19 protein-coding genes are annotated in these 17,941 nt (G+C 37.1%); all 19 read left to right on the plus strand.

Translation table 11 applies throughout. From position 1 onward, the window contains the following. Nucleotides 1–102 precede the first annotated feature (102 nt). The gene (gene fliM / locus AN957_RS11375; protein ID WP_053475672.1) at nt 103–1,104 is read left to right on the plus strand and encodes a flagellar motor switch protein FliM; all 1,002 of its coding nucleotides are present in this window, start codon (nt 103–105) and stop codon (nt 1,102–1,104) included. After that, nucleotides 1,091–2,389 carry a flagellar motor switch phosphatase FliY gene (gene fliY / locus AN957_RS11380; protein WP_056684180.1) on the plus strand — a complete coding sequence of 433 codons (1,299 nt, stop codon included), beginning with the start codon at nt 1,091–1,093 and terminating at the stop codon, nt 2,387–2,389. Before fliM ends, fliY begins: the two co-directional genes overlap by 14 nt. A gap of 19 nt (nt 2,390–2,408) precedes the next feature. Beyond that, entirely contained in the window at nt 2,409–2,771 is a 363-nt protein-coding gene (locus AN957_RS11385) for a response regulator (protein ID WP_053475674.1), read from the plus strand. A gap of 28 nt (nt 2,772–2,799) precedes the next feature. Continuing rightward, nucleotides 2,800–3,462, plus strand: coding sequence for a flagellar biosynthetic protein FliO (locus AN957_RS11390; protein WP_231690051.1), 663 nt, complete (start codon nt 2,800–2,802; stop codon nt 3,460–3,462). Next, on the plus strand, nt 3,459–4,124 hold the full coding sequence (gene fliP, locus AN957_RS11395; RefSeq protein ID WP_053475675.1) for a flagellar type III secretion system pore protein FliP: 666 nt from the start codon (nt 3,459–3,461) through the stop codon (nt 4,122–4,124). Before AN957_RS11390 ends, fliP begins: the two co-directional genes overlap by 4 nt. A 17-nt stretch (nt 4,125–4,141) precedes the next feature. Then, nucleotides 4,142–4,411, plus strand: a complete 270-nt coding sequence (fliQ, locus tag AN957_RS11400; RefSeq protein WP_053475676.1) for a flagellar biosynthesis protein FliQ — start codon at nt 4,142–4,144, stop codon at nt 4,409–4,411. A 4-nt stretch (nt 4,412–4,415) separates the two neighbouring features. After that, nucleotides 4,416–5,198, plus strand: a complete 783-nt coding sequence (gene fliR, locus AN957_RS11405; protein ID WP_053477506.1) for a flagellar biosynthetic protein FliR — start codon at nt 4,416–4,418, stop codon at nt 5,196–5,198. Next, nucleotides 5,195–6,280, plus strand: a complete 1,086-nt coding sequence (flhB, locus tag AN957_RS11410) for a flagellar biosynthesis protein FlhB (RefSeq protein WP_053475677.1) — start codon at nt 5,195–5,197, stop codon at nt 6,278–6,280. The genes fliR and flhB overlap by 4 nt, the downstream gene beginning before the upstream one ends. A 59-nt stretch (nt 6,281–6,339) precedes the next feature. Next, nucleotides 6,340–8,376 (plus strand): flagellar biosynthesis protein FlhA, encoded by a 2,037-nt coding sequence (flhA, locus tag AN957_RS11415; protein ID WP_053475678.1) that lies wholly within the window; start codon nt 6,340–6,342, stop codon nt 8,374–8,376. Next, complete coding sequence (flhF, locus tag AN957_RS11420; protein ID WP_053475679.1) at nt 8,373–9,536, plus strand: flagellar biosynthesis GTPase FlhF; 1,164 nt, start codon at nt 8,373–8,375, stop codon at nt 9,534–9,536. Before flhA ends, flhF begins: the two co-directional genes overlap by 4 nt. A gap of 1 nt (nt 9,537) precedes the next feature. Further along, the gene (locus AN957_RS11425; RefSeq protein ID WP_053475680.1) at nt 9,538–10,407 is read left to right on the plus strand and encodes a MinD/ParA family protein; all 870 of its coding nucleotides are present in this window, start codon (nt 9,538–9,540) and stop codon (nt 10,405–10,407) included. A gap of 10 nt (nt 10,408–10,417) precedes the next feature. Next, a complete protein-coding gene (locus AN957_RS11430; RefSeq protein WP_053475681.1) occupies nt 10,418–11,515 on the plus strand; it encodes a protein-glutamate methylesterase/protein-glutamine glutaminase in 1,098 nt (365 codons plus the stop codon). A 21-nt stretch (nt 11,516–11,536) separates the two neighbouring features. Next, a complete protein-coding gene (locus AN957_RS11435; RefSeq protein WP_053475682.1) occupies nt 11,537–13,588 on the plus strand; it encodes a chemotaxis protein CheA in 2,052 nt (683 codons plus the stop codon). 88 nt (nt 13,589–13,676) lie between these two features. Continuing rightward, entirely contained in the window at nt 13,677–14,144 is a 468-nt protein-coding gene (locus tag AN957_RS11440) for a chemotaxis protein CheW (RefSeq protein WP_053475683.1), read from the plus strand. 4 nt (nt 14,145–14,148) lie between these two features. Continuing rightward, nucleotides 14,149–14,790: a chemotaxis protein CheC gene (locus tag AN957_RS11445; RefSeq protein WP_053475684.1), complete on the plus strand. Its 642-nt coding sequence runs from the start codon at nt 14,149–14,151 to the stop codon at nt 14,788–14,790. Then, complete coding sequence (locus AN957_RS11450; RefSeq protein WP_056684183.1) at nt 14,783–15,280, plus strand: chemotaxis protein CheD; 498 nt, start codon at nt 14,783–14,785, stop codon at nt 15,278–15,280. Before AN957_RS11445 ends, AN957_RS11450 begins: the two co-directional genes overlap by 8 nt. A gap of 154 nt (nt 15,281–15,434) precedes the next feature. Next, nucleotides 15,435–16,196 carry a FliA/WhiG family RNA polymerase sigma factor gene (locus AN957_RS11455; RefSeq protein ID WP_053475686.1) on the plus strand — a complete coding sequence of 254 codons (762 nt, stop codon included), beginning with the start codon at nt 15,435–15,437 and terminating at the stop codon, nt 16,194–16,196. 26 nt (nt 16,197–16,222) lie between these two features. Continuing rightward, nucleotides 16,223–17,608, plus strand: a complete 1,386-nt coding sequence (locus AN957_RS11460; protein ID WP_053475687.1) for a flagellar assembly protein A — start codon at nt 16,223–16,225, stop codon at nt 17,606–17,608. A gap of 15 nt (nt 17,609–17,623) precedes the next feature. Then, nucleotides 17,624–17,941, plus strand: coding sequence for a hypothetical protein (locus AN957_RS11465; protein ID WP_053475688.1), 318 nt, complete (start codon nt 17,624–17,626; stop codon nt 17,939–17,941).

A 17,941-nucleotide genomic window follows, 5' to 3' on the forward strand; every position in this document is an offset into this window, starting at 1 on the left:
TTATTCTGATATGATGTTGCATGGCGTTAAGAAATGCACAAGTTAATGAACGGCACAGCATTCGTGAAATGAGCCATAGTTTTTTACTGGAGGTGAGGGAACGTGTCCGGAGAAGTTTTATCACAAAATGAAATAGATGCCCTATTGTCTGCATTATCTACTGGTGAGATGGATGCAGACGAATTGAAGAAAGAACAAACCGAGAAGAAAGTAAAAGTGTACGATTTCAAACGAGCACTGCGATTTTCAAAAGATCAAATTAGAAGTTTAACAAGGATCCATGATAATTTTGCTCGTCTTTTGACGACATTCTTTTCTGCTCAATTAAGAACGTACGTCCAAATTACGGTTGCATCTGCCGACCAAATCCCGTACGAAGAATTTATTCGTTCCATTCCAAAAATGACCATTTTAAATGTGTTCGAAGTGCCGCCTTTGGATGGTAGAATTCTAATGGAGGTTAACCCGAACATTGCGTATGCATTGATGGATCGAATGATGGGTGGAAAAGGGACAAGCGTCAATAATGTTGAGAATTTAACAGAAATTGAAACGAAAATAATGTCTAATACGTTTGAACGTGCATTCGAAAACTATCTAGAGGCTTGGAGCACAATCGTTGAAATGGAACCCCTATTGACGGATTTTGAGGTAAATCCTCAATTCTTATCAATGGTTTCACCGAATGAAACTGTTGTTGTTATCTCGTTAAATACAACTATTGGCGAAACAAGCGGAATGATGAATATTTGTATACCGCATGTTGTTCTAGAACCAATTATTCCTATGCTATCTGCCCACTATTATATGCAGACAGATAAAAAGGATCGCGTACCAGAAGAAATAGAAAGATTAGAAAAACATATTCAAAATGCAGAAGTTTCAGTTGTCAGTGAACTTGGTAATTCAGAAATAAGCATCGAGGATTTCTTAATGTTAGATATAGGGGATGTAATTGAGTTGAACAAGCAAATTGAACAACCGCTCATTATTAAAGTAGGAGATATTCCGAAATTTATTGGACAACCAGGGAAAGTAAACAAAAAACTAGCCATTCAAGTATTGGATATAGTGAAAGGGGGAGACGACGATGATGAGCGGTGATATGCTTTCACAAGATGAAATCGATGCTCTATTACGTGGTGGTGATGATGAGGACACTGAAGAAATGATGGATGATTCCTTTGTTGTTGAAGATTATCTTTCAAGTATCGAGGAAGATGCTCTAGGAGAAATCGGAAATATTTCATTTGGTAGTTCAGCTACAGCTTTATCCACCTTACTAAATCAAAAAGTGGATATTACAACGCCGACAGTAACTGTCATCTCACAAAAAAAATTACAAGAGGAATTCCCTCATCCATATGTTGCGATTCAAGTTAGTTATACAGAAGGATTCTATGGAAGTAATTTATTAGTCATTAAACAAGAGGACGCAGCTATTATTGCAGATTTAATGCTGGGTGGGGATGGACAAAATCCATCTGATTTGATGGGGGAAATTCAGTTAAGTGCTGTTCAGGAAGCAATGAACCAAATGATGGGTTCAGCAGCAACTTCGATGTCAACCATTTTTAGCAAGAAGGTAGATATATCTCCACCAATGATAGATGTGTTGGATGTACAACAAGGGGCAGGGACCGATAAAATACCTAATGAAGATATTTTGGTGAAAATATCTTTCCGATTAAAAATTGGTGACTTAATTGATTCAAATATTATGCAGCTATTGCCGCTTCATTTTGCAAAAGGCCTAGTTGAAGAATTACTAAATCCTGGTGGTGCAGAATCAACTGATTCCAACGTAATAGATGAAGTTAACACACCTGCATATGCACAGCCAACGCAGCCAGATATTTCTTTTGATAAACAGCCAGCTGGACAGGATTACGGGTATAACCAGCCACAAAATATGCAGAATGAACCTGTGTATCAACAGGGCAGCTACCAACAGCAGCCAATGCCTGCTTATCAGCAAGCACCCTATGGCTATCAACCGTCATATCAGCAAGCTGGTCAGCATAGTGGACCACAGCATTTTGGCTCAGCTTTTCCGGAAGCACCAAAAGCGAATGTGCAGCCTGCAGTATTTTCAAATTTTGAGCCAGTTCATCTTCAAGAGTCTGAATCAAAGAATTTAAATATGCTACTCGACATTCCACTTCAAGTTACAGTGGAGCTTGGCAGAACAAAACGATCTGTGAAGGAAATTCTTGAGCTATCAGCGGGATCCATTATTGAACTTGATAAACTCGCAGGTGAGCCGGTAGATATCCTAGTAAATAACCGTCTAATTGCCCAAGGTGAGGTTGTCGTTATTGATGAAAACTTTGGAGTAAGGGTTACGGATATTATTAGTCAAAGTGATCGTTTAAAAAAACTTAGATAATGCATGGGGGTAATGAGAAATGGCGCAAAAAATTTTAATTGTTGATGATGCAGCATTTATGAGAATGATGATTAAAGACATTCTTACAAAAAATGGGTATGAAGTAGTTGGGGAAGCTGCTGATGGTGTACAAGCTGTGGATAAATATAAAGAATTTCAACCAGATTTAGTGACAATGGATATTACGATGCCTGAAATGGATGGAATTACAGCATTAAAAGAAATAAAGAAAATTAATCCTAATGCAAAAGTGCTTATGTGTTCTGCAATGGGCCAACAAGCAATGGTAATTGATGCTATTCAGGCTGGTGCAAAAGACTTTATTGTTAAACCTTTCCAGGCTGATCGTGTTATTGAAGCAATCTCGAAAACTTTAGGATAATAATCTATTGATTAGAGGGTGCAGAATATTGCAATATGTTAATCGGACTATTCTTTTGCTACTTATTATAGGTATTGCTCTGCTGGGCTTGGATGCACCAGCCTATGCAGAGCAATTAAACAATAGTGTGAGAGATTGTTTAGAACATCCAGACACATGCGGAGATGAACAAACGCCAAATAAACAGGAAGAGCAAGGTAATGCTGAGACTACAAAAGTTGGTATCAATGCGTGGGATATTATAAAAATGATATTTGCAACTGCTTTTGTTGTTGCACTCCTATATTTCTTACTTAAGTTTATTAATAAGAGAAGTAAAACGTATAAAAGCAGCAGGCTCATAGAAAATTTGGGAGGCACTGCACTTGGTACGAATCGATCTGTACAGCTAATAAAGGTTGGTAATCGTATCTTGGTCGTAGGTGTTGGTGAAAATATTCAGCTGTTAAAGGAACTTACGGACTCAGAGGAATGCAGTCAAATTATCTCAGACTACAATGATAAAATGGAACAGCTTGTACAACCAAGCGATATTGTGACAAAGGTACTTCAAAGAAGAAAAAAAAGTCAATCAAATGAAAACAAAGGGAACCAGTTTCAATCATTGCTTAAACAACAGCTAGATAACTTAACGACAGACAGGCAGAAATTATTTGACGAAATGGAGAAGAAAGGATCAGACGAGCGATGAATGAATTTATGGAGTTTTTTAATAATAGTTCGCCTGAGAATGTTTCGACTTCTGTAAAATTAGTTTTAATGCTGACTGTGTTGTCATTGGCACCTAGTATTCTCATATTAATGACTTGTTTTACAAGAATTGTCATTGTTCTCTCCTTTGTCAGAACGGCGCTTGCTACTCAGCAAATGCCTCCAAATCAAGTAATAATCGGATTATCTTTATTTTTAACCTTTTTTATTATGGCTCCGACTATGCAACAAGTGAATGAAGAAGCGTTAACACCGCTGTTTAATGAAGAAATCAATTTAGAGCAAGCATATGAGAAAGCTTCCGTTCCATTTAAAGAATTTATGAGTGCGCATACGAGACAAAAGGATTTAGCTTTGTTTCTGGAGTATTCCAAGGCAGAGCCGCCAAAATCAGTCGAAGACATTCCATTAACTTCACTAGTACCGGCCTTTGCTATTAGTGAAATTAAAACCGCATTCCAAATCGGATTTATGATATTTATACCTTTTCTCGTCATTGATATGGTAGTGGCAAGTATCCTCATGTCAATGGGGATGATGATGCTTCCTCCAGTAATGATTTCATTGCCTTTTAAAATCTTGTTATTTGTCCTTGTTGATGGATGGTATCTCGTCGTAAAATCTCTTTTACAAAGCTTTTAAGCAGGTGAATATATAAAATGACTCCTGAAACAGTTATTTCAATTGCAGAACGTGGCATTATGACTGTATTACTGATTTGTGGACCATTATTGCTGCTGGCACTTGTTGTCGGATTAATTGTCAGTATTTTTCAGGCAACAACGCAAATTCAAGAGCAAACATTAGCGTTCATACCCAAGATTGTTGCTGTTCTTGCGGGACTTGTGTTTTTTGGACCATGGATGCTAAGTCATATGCTTTCTTATGCAGGTGAAATTTTTTCAAACTTAACGAGGTTTGTGGGTTGATGATATGGTAGACTTAATACCCGCTTTTCCAGCTTTTTTACTAGTGTTTGTGAGGGTAACATCTTTTTTTCTGATGATGCCCCTTTTTTCATACCGTTCCATTCCAGTAGCGGCGAAAATCGGATTAGGCTTTTTTATGGCAGTTATCGTGGTTGTTACTCTTGATGCACCAACGCTGGAAATTGATCATAATTATTTTTTATTAATTATTAAAGAAGCACTAGTTGGTTTATTCATTGGATTTATCGCTTATTTAATTTTATCTGCTATCCAAATTGCAGGTGGCTTTATTGATTTTCAAATGGGATTCGCCATTGCAAATGTGATCGATCCGCAGACGGGTGCACAAAGTCCTTTAATGGGTCAATATCTATATACAATTGGACTCTTTTTTTTACTGACAGTAAACGGCCATCATCTTATGCTAGATGGAGTGTTTTACAGTTATGAGTTTATCCCTTTAGATCAGCCATGGATTCCTTTTGGGGATGAAAATATGGTTGAATATGTAATTAAAGCATTTAATTCGATGTTCATTATTGCTTTTCAAATGTCGATTCCTGTTGTTGGAAGTCTATTTTTAGTCGATATTGCTTTAGGAATTGTTGCGAGAACGGTTCCACAGCTTAATGTTTTTGTTGTCGGACTTCCTTTGAAAATAGGAGTGAGTTTCCTCGTACTCATTGCGGTGATGAGTGTGATGCTGTTTACTGTTTCACATTTATTTGAAACGATGTTAAATACGATGCGCGGTCTCATGGACATTATTGGGGGAACAAGCAGATGAAATTATTGTTAACGTTAGATTTGCAGCTTTTTTCAGGTGAAAAGACAGAAAAAGCAACCCCAAAGAAGAGACAGGATTCTCGTAAAAAAGGACAAGTTGCCAAAAGCCAAGATGTGAATACGGCAATTAGTTTACTTGCTGTCTTTCTCTTTTTCCTATTTGCAGGTTCCTATATGAAAGATATTGTTTTGTATGTGATGAGGCACGGCTTTCAGGAATTTATGCTTACAGAGTTAACGGAAGCAAATATTCAGTCGGTTTTTCTTTCCATATTGAAAGAGCTTGTATTCCTTTTAGGACCGATTATGTTTGTTGCGTTAATTGCAGGAGTAGCGTCGAATTATATGCAAGTTGGGATTTTATTTTCGACGGAAGTCATCCAGCCAAAGCTTGAAAAACTGGATCCGATCAAAGGCTTTAAACGGATTTTTGCCCTTAGAGCCCTTGTTGAGCTTTTAAAATCAATGCTAAAAATAGGATTTGTCGGTCTTGTTACATTTCTTGTTTTATGGGGCAGTATTGATGAAATCTTAATTTTGTCGCAAAAGCCTGTTGGAGCAGCATTAGCGACAATAGGAAACTTGACTATAAAGATGGGATTATTTGCATCAGGTGCGTTATTGTTTCTATCTTTATTAGATTATCTATATCAAAAATACGATTTTGAAAAGAATATCCGAATGTCGAAGCAAGATATAAAAGACGAGTATAAAAATATTGAGGGGGATCCCCTCATTAAATCGAAAATAAAGCAAAGGCAACGGGAAATGGCGATGAGACGAATGATGCAGGAAGTTCCCAACGCCGATGTGGTCATCACGAATCCAACTCACTTCGCTGTTGCTTTAAAATATGATGAAACAAAATCGGATGCACCATATGTTGTTGCAAAAGGGGTAGATTTTGTTGCCCAAAAAATAAAACTAATTGCGAAAGAAAAAGATATTATTACAGTAGAAAATAGGCCTCTTGCGAGAGCTTTATATAGCCAGGCAGACATCGGAGACGCGATTCCAGAGGAATTCTTCAAAGCCGTTGCTGAAATTCTTGCCTATGTATACAGAACTAAGAAGAAAATCTAATAATATTGAAGTTTAATAGTGTCTAGGCACTTACGCTTTTCTAATAGGAGAGGAAATATATGTCAGCAAGAGACTTATCGGTTTTGGTAAGTGTAATCTTAATCGTGGCCATGTTAATTATTCCATTTCCAACATGGCTGCTGAGTATACTCATTTTAATTAATATTACTTTGGCTCTCCTGGTTTTATTAACGACGATGAACATGCGTGAGCCGCTTGAATTTTCAATTTTTCCATCATTATTACTATTATTGACATTATTTCGACTTGGCTTGAATGTTTCCACAACGCGTTCTATCCTTTCAACAGGAGAAGCTGGGGGTGTCGTTCATACCTTTGGTACCTTCGTTGTTGGCGGAAATATTATTGTTGGACTTGTTGTGTTTTTAATTCTTATTATTATTCAATTTATCGTTATTACAAAAGGGGCTGAGCGTGTATCAGAAGTTGCTGCGAGATTTACGCTTGATGCGATGCCGGGGAAGCAAATGAGTATTGACGCTGATCTAAATGCTGGCATGATATCAGAGCAGCAAGCACGTGAACGCCGTGAAAAAGTTAGCAGAGAAGCTGATTTCTATGGTTCGATGGACGGTGCGAGTAAATTTGTAAAAGGGGATGCGATTGCTGGGATCATTATCGTCCTTATCAATTTAATTTTCGGAATTGTTATCGGGATGATGCAGCTAGGATTATCATTTGCTGATGCTGCCACGCATTTTTCGCTTTTAACTGTTGGTGACGGGCTTGTCAGCCAAATCCCCGCACTCTTGATTTCTACTGCGACAGGGATCGTTGTAACAAGAGCCGCATCTGAGGGAAATCTTGGTTCAGATATCACCGCTCAATTATTTGCCTTTCCAAAGATGCTTTATGTTACCGGAGCTACTATCTTTTTACTTGGCTTGTTTACGCCAATAAGTAATTTTCTTACTTTCCCAATTGCCGCACTGCTAGGATTTGGCGGATATATGATTTCTCGAACGCCTGAGCCAGATAAAGAACAGTTACAGGAACTAGAGGAAGAGATTGAAACAGGAGAAATGAAAAGTCCTGAAAGTGTTGTTAGTTTATTAAATGTCGACCCGATTGAGTTTGAATTTGGCTATGGACTTATTCCGTTAGCCGATGCAAATCAGGGCGGCGATCTTCTTGATCGGATTGTAATGATTAGAAGACAGCTTGCGATCGAGCTCGGTCTTGTTATCCCTGTTGTCAGGATACGAGATAATATCCAGCTTCAGCCGAACGAGTATCGATTGAAAATTAAAGGGAATGAAATGGCACGTGGAGAGCTTCTGCTTGATCATTACTTAGCAATGAGTCCTGGAATTGAAGATGATTCTATTGAAGGTATTGATACAGTTGAACCATCCTTTGGATTGCCTGCAAAGTGGATAACTGAGGATATGAAGGAACAGGCAGAAATATTTGGCTATACGGTAGTTGATCCACCGTCAGTTGTGTCTACCCATATTACTGAGGTTATCAAAGGAAATGCTCACGAGCTTCTTGGAAGACAAGAAACAAAACAGCTGATCGATCATTTAAATGAAAGTTATCCAATTTTAGTTGAGGAGGTTACACCAAATCCTTTATCAGTAGGAGAAGTACAGAAAGTGCTTGCCAAGCTGTTAAAAGAAAATGTTTCTGTTCGTAATCTGCCGATTATTTTTGAAACGTTAGCTGATTTTGGCAAAGTGACAAGCGATACGGATTTGCTTACGGAATATGTTCGTCAAGCATTGGCGCGGCAAATTACGAATCAATTTTCCCATGCAGGTGATTCGCTAAAAGTTGTCACTCTTTCAGGGAAAGTGGAGAAGCTAATTGCAGATGGAATTCAGCAGACAGAGCACGGCAATTATTTATCCATTGATCCGACCATTTCGCAGGGTATACTTGAATCAATCGCATCACAAGTGGAACAATTATCACTCATTGAACAAACACCTATTGTCTTATGTTCTCCTGCTGTCAGAATGTATGTAAGACAATTAACAGAGCGTTATTTTTCGCAAATACCTATTTTATCTTATAACGAGCTTGAGGCAAACGTAGAGGTACAGAGTGTTGGGGTGGTGAATGTAGATTGAAGGTAAAAAAATATGTGGCAGCTAATATGACTGAAGCCATGAAGAAAATCCGAGCTGAGCTAGGAAATGATGCAGTCATATTAAACTCGAAAATTGCTCATACCGGCGGATTTTTAGGTTTGTTTAAGAAGCGTACGATTGAGGTTATTGCAGCAGCTGATCCGAAGCCAAAATATCAGCAAATGCCAATAGTAAAGCAAAAGCAAATGTTTTCATCTAAAATAGAACAAAGTGATGAAGCGAGGAAGGAGGTTCTACAGAATATGAGTTCTGTAGAACAAAAACCTTCTGGTGAAATAATTAAAGAATTAAATGAGCTAAAAGCATTATTAAAGAGTATTCCCTCAGGATCGATTAGTGCAACACCTTCATATCCAGCCCATCTTCAATTGATGGACAAGCTATTAAAGGAACAAGAAATTGATGCATACATTCAGGAATCAATTCTAAGTTCGTTGCTTGAGAAATGGTATGTGGAAGGTGCAAGTGCTTCAATTGAACAGGTGTATTCTTGGCTTGAAAAAGAAATGGTTAAACGTATTTCGAACATTCCATTTGGAGGAATTTCTTTTTCTAAAAAATATATCAATGTTGTCGGTCCTACTGGTGTTGGAAAAACGACAACACTTGCAAAAATTGCAGCTGAATGTGTAATCACACATAAGAAAAAAGTTGCTTTTATTACGACAGACACATATAGAATTGCAGCAATTGATCAGCTAAAAACATATGCAAAAATACTTAATGTTCCATTAGAGGTTTGCTATTCCATTGATGATTTTAAAAAGGCTGTACAAACCTTCCATGATTTTGATCTTGTACTTATTGATACAGCGGGGAGAAACTTTAGAAACAAGCAATATGTAGAAGATTTAAAACAAGTAATCGATTTTGATAATGACATGGAAACTTATTTAGTTCTTTCATTAACTTCAAAGCAAAGAGATATGGAAGATATATTTACTCAATTTTCAAGTATAAACCTTGATAAATTTATTTTTACAAAAGCAGATGAAACGTCTAGCTATGGAGCAATGTACAACATGATTAATAAATACAACAAGGGTGTAGCATACATGACAAACGGTCAAAATGTTCCAGATGATATGGTAGCTGTTAGTCCAAATAATATTGCGAAATCGATTATTGGGGTCAATTAGGATGAAGGATCAAGCTGAAGAACTAAGAATAAAACTTAAGGTGGCAGCAGAGGGGAAATCTCCCAAAACAGTGGCTGTTGTTAGTGGAAAAGGGGGAGTTGGGAAGTCCAATCTTTCATTGAGCTTTTCCATTTCACTGGCCACAAAAGGGAATAGAGTATTATTGTTTGACATGGATTTGGGAATGGGGAACCTTGACATCTTAATGGGAAATACATCTGAACTTTCGATTGTCGATTTTTTTGAAGGCTCAATATCTTTAAAAGATGCGGTGATGGATGGTCCGAAAGGGCTGAAATATATTGCCGGCGGATCTGGTCTTTCACATTTAGTCGGACTTGATGTGGGATTAGTTGATAAGTTTGTAAAAGAACTAACAGTCATTTTCAAAGAATATGATTATGTCATTTTTGACATGGGTGCTGGGATTACGGATGGGACTTTGAAATTTATTCTATCTGTTCAAGAAATCGTTGTAATTACAACTCCAGAACCAACAGCAATGACAGATGCTTATGCTATGATGAAACATATACATTTAATGGATTCTACTATTCCTTTTTATGTAGTTATTAACCGGGTGCAGTCTGAAAAGGAAGGCAAGCAGACATTTACCCGTCTCTCAAAGGTTGTAAAAAGTTTTCTTGATCGAGAGATTATCTGTCTTGGCACAGTCCCAGATGACCGTGTTATTCAGCAAGCAGTAAGAAGTCAAATCCCATTTATCCTTTATAATGAAAAGGCACAAGCTTCAAGAGCTTTAAAGGATATTTCTAACAAGTATACACGAGGACAATTCACTCAGGAACCAACTTCAAATAATTCGCGTCACTTTGTATCAAAACTAAAGCAATTTCTCTTTGAAAGGTAGGGGATCAGGCATGTCGAAAGTTAATGTGCTGGTAGTGGATGATTCGGCCTTTATGAGAAAACTTATTTCTAATTTTTTATCTGAGGATCCACGAATCCAGGTAGTTGGTTCAGCTAGAAATGGGAAAGATGGCATTGAAAAGTTAAAAGAATTAAAACCTGATGTTATCACAATGGATGTTGAAATGCCTGTTTTAAATGGTATTGAGGCATTAAAAATAATAATGAAGGATTTTCCTGTCCCTGTCATTATGCTGTCAAGTACAACGAAAGAGGGAGCGGAAAATACGATAGCCGCAATTCAATCAGGTGCGATTGATTTTATCGCAAAGCCTTCAGGTGCGATATCCCTTGATTTACATAAAATTAAGGAGGAACTAGTCCGGAAGGTACTGTCAGCTAGCAAAGTAAGCCGTAAGCAATTGATAAAAATATCATCAGACAAATATTTATCTACTACTCAGGCCGAAAGTTATAGTAAAATAGAACCAAAGGACGAGTCTCGAGTAAATACACCTGTTACTAAAGGGCTGGGACTATCTAAGAAGATAATATGTATAGGCACTTCCACAGGTGGGCCAAGGGCTCTTCAAAATGTTCTAACAAGATTGCCAGCTAGCCTTGATTCGGCTGTACTTATCGTTCAGCACATGCCTGCAGGGTTTACAAAATCTTTGGCTACAAGGTTAGATTCACTTTGTGCAATTTCCGTAAAAGAAGCATGCGATGGGGATATTGTAGAAAAGGGAACAGCATACATTGCACCAGGCGGCTATCATATGAGAACGAAACAAGTAGGCCCGAATTTAGTTATATGCCTTGACCAATCAGAAGCAAGAAATGGGCATAGACCAGCAGTTGATGTATTGTTTGAATCAGTAAGCGAGATAAATCACTATACGAAAGTAGCAGTGATCATGACTGGCATGGGTTCAGATGGCTCGAAAGGGTTGGTCGCTTTGAAGAAAAATGGGTCAGTGAAAGCAATTGCCGAGTCTCAGGAAACCTCTATCGTTTTTGGAATGCCTAAAGCTGCAATAGCTACTAATTTAGTTGATGAAGTTCAAGATGTTGAGAAGATAGCACAAACTATTTTGAAATTTGTTTAATGCTTAAGGGGTGTGGGCCACATGGATATGAATCAATATTTAGAAGTTTTTATAGAAGAAAGTAAAGAACATTTGCAAGCATGTAATGAACAGCTTCTTGAATTGGAGAAGAATCCGGAGGATATTACAATTGTAAATGAAATTTTCCGTTCTGCCCATACATTAAAAGGAATGTCTGCAACGATGGGATATGAGGATTTAGCGAAGCTTACCCATCAAATGGAGAATGTCCTGGATGCTATACGTAATCATAAGCTTAAATTCAATCCAGAAATATTGGATGTTGTTTTTCTGGCTGTGGATGATCTTGAAGCAATGGTGCAATCGATAGCTGAAGGCGGAGATGGAAAAAGAGATGTTTCAGACGTTGTCGGTAAATTATTGCTAATTGAAAAAGGGGAGAGCCCTGTCCAATCTGAAGCAAAATCAGAAGTTGCTGCCGCAGCTGCAGAACCTTTACACGCGGCAAAAAGCCATTATGATGAGTTTGAATTTACTGTTCTTCAGCAATCAAAAGAACAAGGCTTCGATACGTTTGAAATTACTGTTGCTTTAAGAGAAGATTGTCTTCTAAAAGCAGCAAGAGTATTTATGATCTTTGAAATCTTAGAGAAGATCGGTGAGGTCATTAAATCCAATCCATCAGTAGATCAGCTTGAGGAAGAGCAATTTGATCACGAATTTACAGTAACAATCGTTTCGAAGGAAATGAAAGATGATATTCAAAAGAAATTAATGAAAGTTTCTGAGGTTGAAAAGGTAGACGTAAATCCAATTTCTTTAGATGAACTCCGACAATATGAAGAAGAAGTGGAAATTATTCAAACAACAGTAAGTGAAGCGCCAGCAAATGAAATGGTGAAAAATGCTGATACTCCAAATAAGCAAGAGGATAAGAAGGCTACTTCATCTGCAAAGCAAGCAAGCAGTAAAACGATTCGTGTAAATATTGAAAGATTGGATATTTTAATGAATTTGTTCGAAGAATTAGTCATTGATAGAGGACGATTAGAACAAATTTCAAGAGATTTAAACAATCAAGAATTACATGAGACGGTTGAACGTATGTCAAGAGTAACGGGTGATTTGCAAAATATTATCCTTAATATGCGCATGGTTCCAGTTGAAACGGTCTTTAATCGCTTCCCACGTATGGTTCGTCAATTGGCACGTGATTTAAATAAGAAAATCAATCTTGAAATTATCGGTGCGGAAACTGAGCTAGACCGTACAGTTATTGATGAAATTGGTGATCCACTTGTACATTTAATTAGAAATGCTCTTGATCATGGTGTCGAAACACCAGAGACGAGAAAAGCAAATGGAAAGAATGAAGAAGGAACGGTCGTACTTAAGGCCTATCATAGCGGAAATCATGTATTTATTGAAATCGAAGATGATGGTGCAGGTATTAGCAGAGATAAAGTTCTAGCCAAGGCGTTAAGTAAAGGGATTGTTACTGAGCAAGCCGCTGCATCAATGACAGATAATCAAGTATACGAGTTAATTTTAGCATCAGGCTTTTCTACTGCAGAAAAAATATCGGATGTTTCCGGTCGTGGCGTTGGATTGGACGTTGTAAAAAGTACGATTGAATCTTTAGGCGGAACGATTTCAATTGAATCGAAACTTGGTCATGGATCAGTGTTCTCAATTCAACTGCCTTTAACTTTATCGATTATTTCGGTAATGCTTACTGAGATTCAACAGGAGAAATTTGCAATCCCTCTATCGTCTATTATCGAAACGGCGATTGTAAAAAAAGAAGATATACTCAATGCTCATAATCAGAGAGTAATAGATTTCAGAGGAAAAGTGGTTCCATTATTATTCCTAAAAGATGTGTTTGAAGTTCCTGTCTTTGAAGAAGAGGATGATTTCTATTCTGTTGTCATAGTAAGAAAAGGCGATAAAATGGCAGGACTTGTTGTTGACTCCTTTATTGGGCAGCAAGAAGTCGTCTTAAAATCGTTAGGGAATTATTTAATGAATGTATTTGCGATTTCTGGTGCTACAATTTTAGGTAATGGACAAGTAGCCTTAATTGTTGACTGTAATGCATTAATTAAATAGTTGAAGCTTCTAAAACAATGATGCCGTTAGCTGCTATAATGGTAAACGGCTTCTCGAAATTTTACAGTCTAGTAAAGAGGTGTCAAAGATGACTGATACGTTAGCTGCAGATGTTAAATTAATCGTCTTTCAATTAAAGGATAAAGAATATGCGATTCCAGTTAATCAAGTTCAAGGAATTGAAAAGGTTGAACATATTACTAGGGTTCCACGAACAGAAAAATTTATTAAAGGTGTAATTAATCTTCGAGGTGTGATTACACCGATCATTGATCTTCGAAGCAGATTTGGTCTTGAAGAAGAGAATTTCACTGATAGTACTCGTGTTATTATTGTATCTGTTAATGATCTAGAAGTTGGTTTTGTTGTAGATTTAGCTAATGATGTGATTGATATTCCTGTTTCTTCAATTGAGCCGCCGCCAGATGTGGTTGGGGTTAAAGAAGTTGAATATATTAATGGTGTTGCGAAGATCGGCAAAAGATTACTGATACTTATTGATTTAGAAATGATATTGGGCACGGAGCAATTTAGCTCTACTAGAAATGAAGGATAAACAAATGAGTTTTATTGAAAAGATTTCATCCATTCATCTCGATATATTAAAGGAAATTGGCAATATTGGTGCAGGTCATGCAGCGACTGCTTTATCAAAATTATTAAACAAGAAAATTGATATGAAAGTTCCTAATGTACAAATTGTTTCATTTGACGAGATGATGAATATGGCAGGAGGAGCTGAAAATGTTGTCGCTGGTGTTTTTCTGAGAATCGAGGGTGAAGCTCCAGGGAGCATGTTTTTTGTTTTGCCGGTCGAACAGGCGACAAGCTTTATTAGGGAAATGATCGGGGATGAAAGTTTTTCCCTCGAGTCTCCTCCATATAGTGAAATTGGGTTATCAGCTTTACAGGAGTTAGGGAATATTCTTTCAGGATCCTATTTATCATCTTTATCAGATTTTACAAATTTATCTTTGTATCCTTCTGTTCCGGCATTAAGTATTGATATGGTTGGAGCGATCATTAGCTACGGCTTAATAGAATTATCACATGTAAGTGACTATGCGATTGTCATAGATACAGCCTTAAATGAAGATGAGGATGAAAACACAGAATATGTGAAGGGACATTTTTTCCTTTTGCCGGATCCAGATTCTTTTCAAATTATTTTTAAATCTCTAGGAGTTCCGCATAATGATTGAAAGTAAAACCATTATTAAAGTCGGAATTGCTGATATGAATATAGTTAAAACGCCAGATATCATTCGCACATCAGGTTTAGGATCCTGTGTAGGTGTTGTTATATATGATCAAACAAGAGAAGTTGCTGGACTTGCTCATGTGATGCTACCAGACTCTTCTCTTGCTAAGTCAGGTGTCTTGAACATCGCAAAGTATGCTGATACAGCTATAAAAGATCTTGTTTCAAAGTTAATTCGTCATGGAGCACGAGCCAATTTTTTAAAGGCGAAAATTGCTGGTGGAGCACAAATGTTTCAATTTTCGAGTGGCAATGATATGATGCGTATCGGCCCTAGAAACGTAGAAGCTGTTAAATTAGAACTAGCTGCTTTAAATATTGCAATTGTTGCAGCAGATGTTGGCGGAAATAGCGGAAGGACCATTGAATTTAATCCACAAAACTGCATCTTACATATCCGGACAGTGAATAAAGGCATTCAGGAACTATAAGGACAAGAAACGATTTCAGCCTCTTTCTGAATGAAAGGGCTGTTTTCCTTTTTTTGACCTTTATTAAGGGAATCAGTGTCTATTTTGTTCATATTTTTTTTGATATACTATTATGTAGTAACGAAAAATGTAAACGTTTGAGGAGGATGACCATATGGCACATCAAATGACGGAAGAACAAACGTATTGGCAAAGTTGGGTCACTTCTCGTGATGCTCAAGCGGGAAATTTCCTCGTTCAAAAATATTTACCTCTTGTAAGCTATCATGTCCAGCGAATTTCCGTGAATCTGCCGAGAAATGTTTCAAGAGATGATTTGCGAAGTCTAGGCTTGATGGGTTTATATGATGCTTTGGAAAAATTTGAACCCAATCGTGATTTGAAGTTTGATACGTATGCTTCTTTTAGAATTCGCGGCGCCATCCTCGATGGTTTACGAAAAGAAGATTGGCTTCCTCGAAATACAAGGGAAAAGGCAAAAAAGATTGAGGCAGCAATTGAAAAGCTTGAACAGCGGCTTGCACGAAAGGTAACCATCCAAGAAATATCCTTAGAGGTAAATATGACAGAAGAAGAGGTCCATTCAGTCATGAATGAACATTTTTTTGCAAATGTCCTTTCGATTGATGAAAAACCAAGTGATCAAGATGACAAAGACGGACAGTCTTTTATTATTAAAGATGAAAGTACAGAAATGCCTGAAGAGAAATTAATTAAAGATGAAATGATTGCTGAAATGGTGAATTTAATTTCGCAATTAAATGAGAAGGAACAATTAGTGGTCAGCTTATTTTATAAAGAAGAATTGACCCTAACTGAGATAGGACAAGTCATGAATCTTTCAACATCTAGAATTTCTCAAATTCATTCCAAAGCGATTTTTAAATTACGTCATGCATTGGAAAAGGTCTTTTAAATTCTTAGGGAAAGTGGCGATGACGAATGGCAAAGCTATTCCGTGTTTTGATTGAAAAGAATCGGTTATCCGCGAAAATTGAATTAATTGAAAAGTCAGAAGAGGATCTATCATTAACCTATGAAGAGCTTATTCGTTTCCTAAATGAAGAGAAAATTATTTTTGGTATTAAAGAGGATGTAGTCAAAGAGATTAGCACCCAACCATTATCTATTTCTTATCCAATTATTATTGCTGAGGGATTTCCGCCAAAAGAAGGCGTAGATGCTTACCTGCTGGATGAAGTCCAAAGTGAAAAGCGTGAGAAAAGAGAAAAATTTAATTTTCGTAATGTAATTCAAATACCTTCTGTGAAGGCTGGGCAAACACTAGCGACTATTATACCGCCAACACCTGGGACAACTGGTACGGATGTAACAGGACGGATGATACCTGCCAAGAATGGAAAACCACTGAAAATCCGACCTGGAAAAAATGTTATATTGAATGGTTCAACATTCTATTCAACATCTGATGGACAATTAAGCCTCACAGATAAAATGATTTCGGTAAATCCTGTTTATGAAGTGAATGGGGATCTAGACCTAAAAACAGGAAATATTGATTTTATTGGGAATGTTGTTATTAGAGGAAATGTTCCTAGCGGATACGAGGTGAAGGCTGGAGGAGATATTAAAATTTTTGGATTAGTAGAGGCGGCCGCTATTTATGCGGAAGGAAATATCGTTATTTCTGGTGGTGTTTCTGGTAGTCATAAAGGTTCTCTAATTGCCAATGGCAATATTCAAGCAGCCTATTTGAATCAAGCCGATGTTCAGGCTGAACAAGATGTTTTTGTGGAAAATTCCATTCTACATAGCAAAATTCAAGCAGGTGGTTCATTATACTGTAGAAAAGCACTGATCATTGGTGGTGTTTTATCTGTAGGCAGGGATCTTCATATAAAGGAAGTTGGAAATAGGTTATTTACCAAAACTGATATTCGTGCTGGTGCTGATTTACAGTTAGTAGAAAAGGAAAACGAGCTTCACAAAGAAAAGAAAGAATTAAATGAAAACCTTAAAAAATTGATTAATATTGAACAAAAACTGCTGCAAATAGGAAAAATAAAAGGTGCTCTTTCAGAAGAGCATAAGGCAATCATTCTTAAGCAAAGAGTTACTAAAGATCACATTAACCAAAGGCTAAAAGAAATTGATGAGGAAATTGAAAGGCTAGCAATTGAAATGAACGAGAAACACGATTCATCGATATACATATACGAGAATGTTTTTCCAAATACAACTTTGCACTTCGGAAAGTATGCTATGCAAATTCAGAAAAAACATACAAATTGCCGTTATTATTTCTCAAATGGTGAAATTGTTTCCGAATCATGCATATCAAATAAGTTGCTTTTACAAAGTACATAACAAGGGTGAAAGTGTATGAGCTTAAAATCTGTTGAGATGCAAATAGCTTTGCCTAGAACAATTGAAGCAGGTAAAATACAAGAGCAGCTGCAGCAGCGTGGACAAAACATGAATGATATTGGCGTACAACAAACGCAAAAGGAAGAAGAGAAAAAAAGAAGTACAGTTATCAAGCAAGAGCAAAAAGGCAATGTTAAACTTTCACAAAAGCAACAAGAGAACCAGCAAGGTACAAATGGACAACAAGAAAATGAAGAGCAGAAGGAAGAGAAAGAAAAAAAACAGAAAGAATATCACCCATATAAAGGGACATTAATCGATTTTAGTGGATAG

This window comes from Cytobacillus solani (genome assembly GCF_001420595.1).
GTDB lineage: Bacteria > Bacillota > Bacilli > Bacillales > Cytobacillaceae > Cytobacillus > Cytobacillus solani.

What these genes read in the sequence shown, in the direction of transcription:
- fliY (WP_056684180.1), top strand. Translation starts at nt 1,091, where the DNA reads ATGATGAGCGGTGATATGCTTTCACAAGATGAAATCGATGCTCTATTA.
- AN957_RS11385 (WP_053475674.1), top strand. Translation starts at nt 2,409, where the DNA reads ATGGCGCAAAAAATTTTAATTGTTGATGATGCAGCATTTATGAGAATG.
- fliP (WP_053475675.1), top strand. Translation starts at nt 3,459, where the DNA reads ATGAATGAATTTATGGAGTTTTTTAATAATAGTTCGCCTGAGAATGTT.
- fliQ (WP_053475676.1), top strand. Translation starts at nt 4,142, where the DNA reads ATGACTCCTGAAACAGTTATTTCAATTGCAGAACGTGGCATTATGACT.
- fliR (WP_053477506.1), top strand. Translation starts at nt 4,416, where the DNA reads ATGGTAGACTTAATACCCGCTTTTCCAGCTTTTTTACTAGTGTTTGTG.
- flhB (WP_053475677.1), top strand. Translation starts at nt 5,195, where the DNA reads ATGAAATTATTGTTAACGTTAGATTTGCAGCTTTTTTCAGGTGAAAAG.
- flhA (WP_053475678.1), top strand. Translation starts at nt 6,340, where the DNA reads ATGTCAGCAAGAGACTTATCGGTTTTGGTAAGTGTAATCTTAATCGTG.
- AN957_RS11425 (WP_053475680.1), top strand. Translation starts at nt 9,538, where the DNA reads ATGAAGGATCAAGCTGAAGAACTAAGAATAAAACTTAAGGTGGCAGCA.
- AN957_RS11430 (WP_053475681.1), top strand. Translation starts at nt 10,418, where the DNA reads ATGTCGAAAGTTAATGTGCTGGTAGTGGATGATTCGGCCTTTATGAGA.
- AN957_RS11435 (WP_053475682.1), top strand. Translation starts at nt 11,537, where the DNA reads ATGGATATGAATCAATATTTAGAAGTTTTTATAGAAGAAAGTAAAGAA.
- AN957_RS11440 (WP_053475683.1), top strand. Translation starts at nt 13,677, where the DNA reads ATGACTGATACGTTAGCTGCAGATGTTAAATTAATCGTCTTTCAATTA.
- AN957_RS11445 (WP_053475684.1), top strand. Translation starts at nt 14,149, where the DNA reads ATGAGTTTTATTGAAAAGATTTCATCCATTCATCTCGATATATTAAAG.
- AN957_RS11450 (WP_056684183.1), top strand. Translation starts at nt 14,783, where the DNA reads ATGATTGAAAGTAAAACCATTATTAAAGTCGGAATTGCTGATATGAAT.
- AN957_RS11455 (WP_053475686.1), top strand. Translation starts at nt 15,435, where the DNA reads ATGGCACATCAAATGACGGAAGAACAAACGTATTGGCAAAGTTGGGTC.
- AN957_RS11460 (WP_053475687.1), top strand. Translation starts at nt 16,223, where the DNA reads ATGGCAAAGCTATTCCGTGTTTTGATTGAAAAGAATCGGTTATCCGCG.
- AN957_RS11465 (WP_053475688.1), top strand. Translation starts at nt 17,624, where the DNA reads ATGAGCTTAAAATCTGTTGAGATGCAAATAGCTTTGCCTAGAACAATT.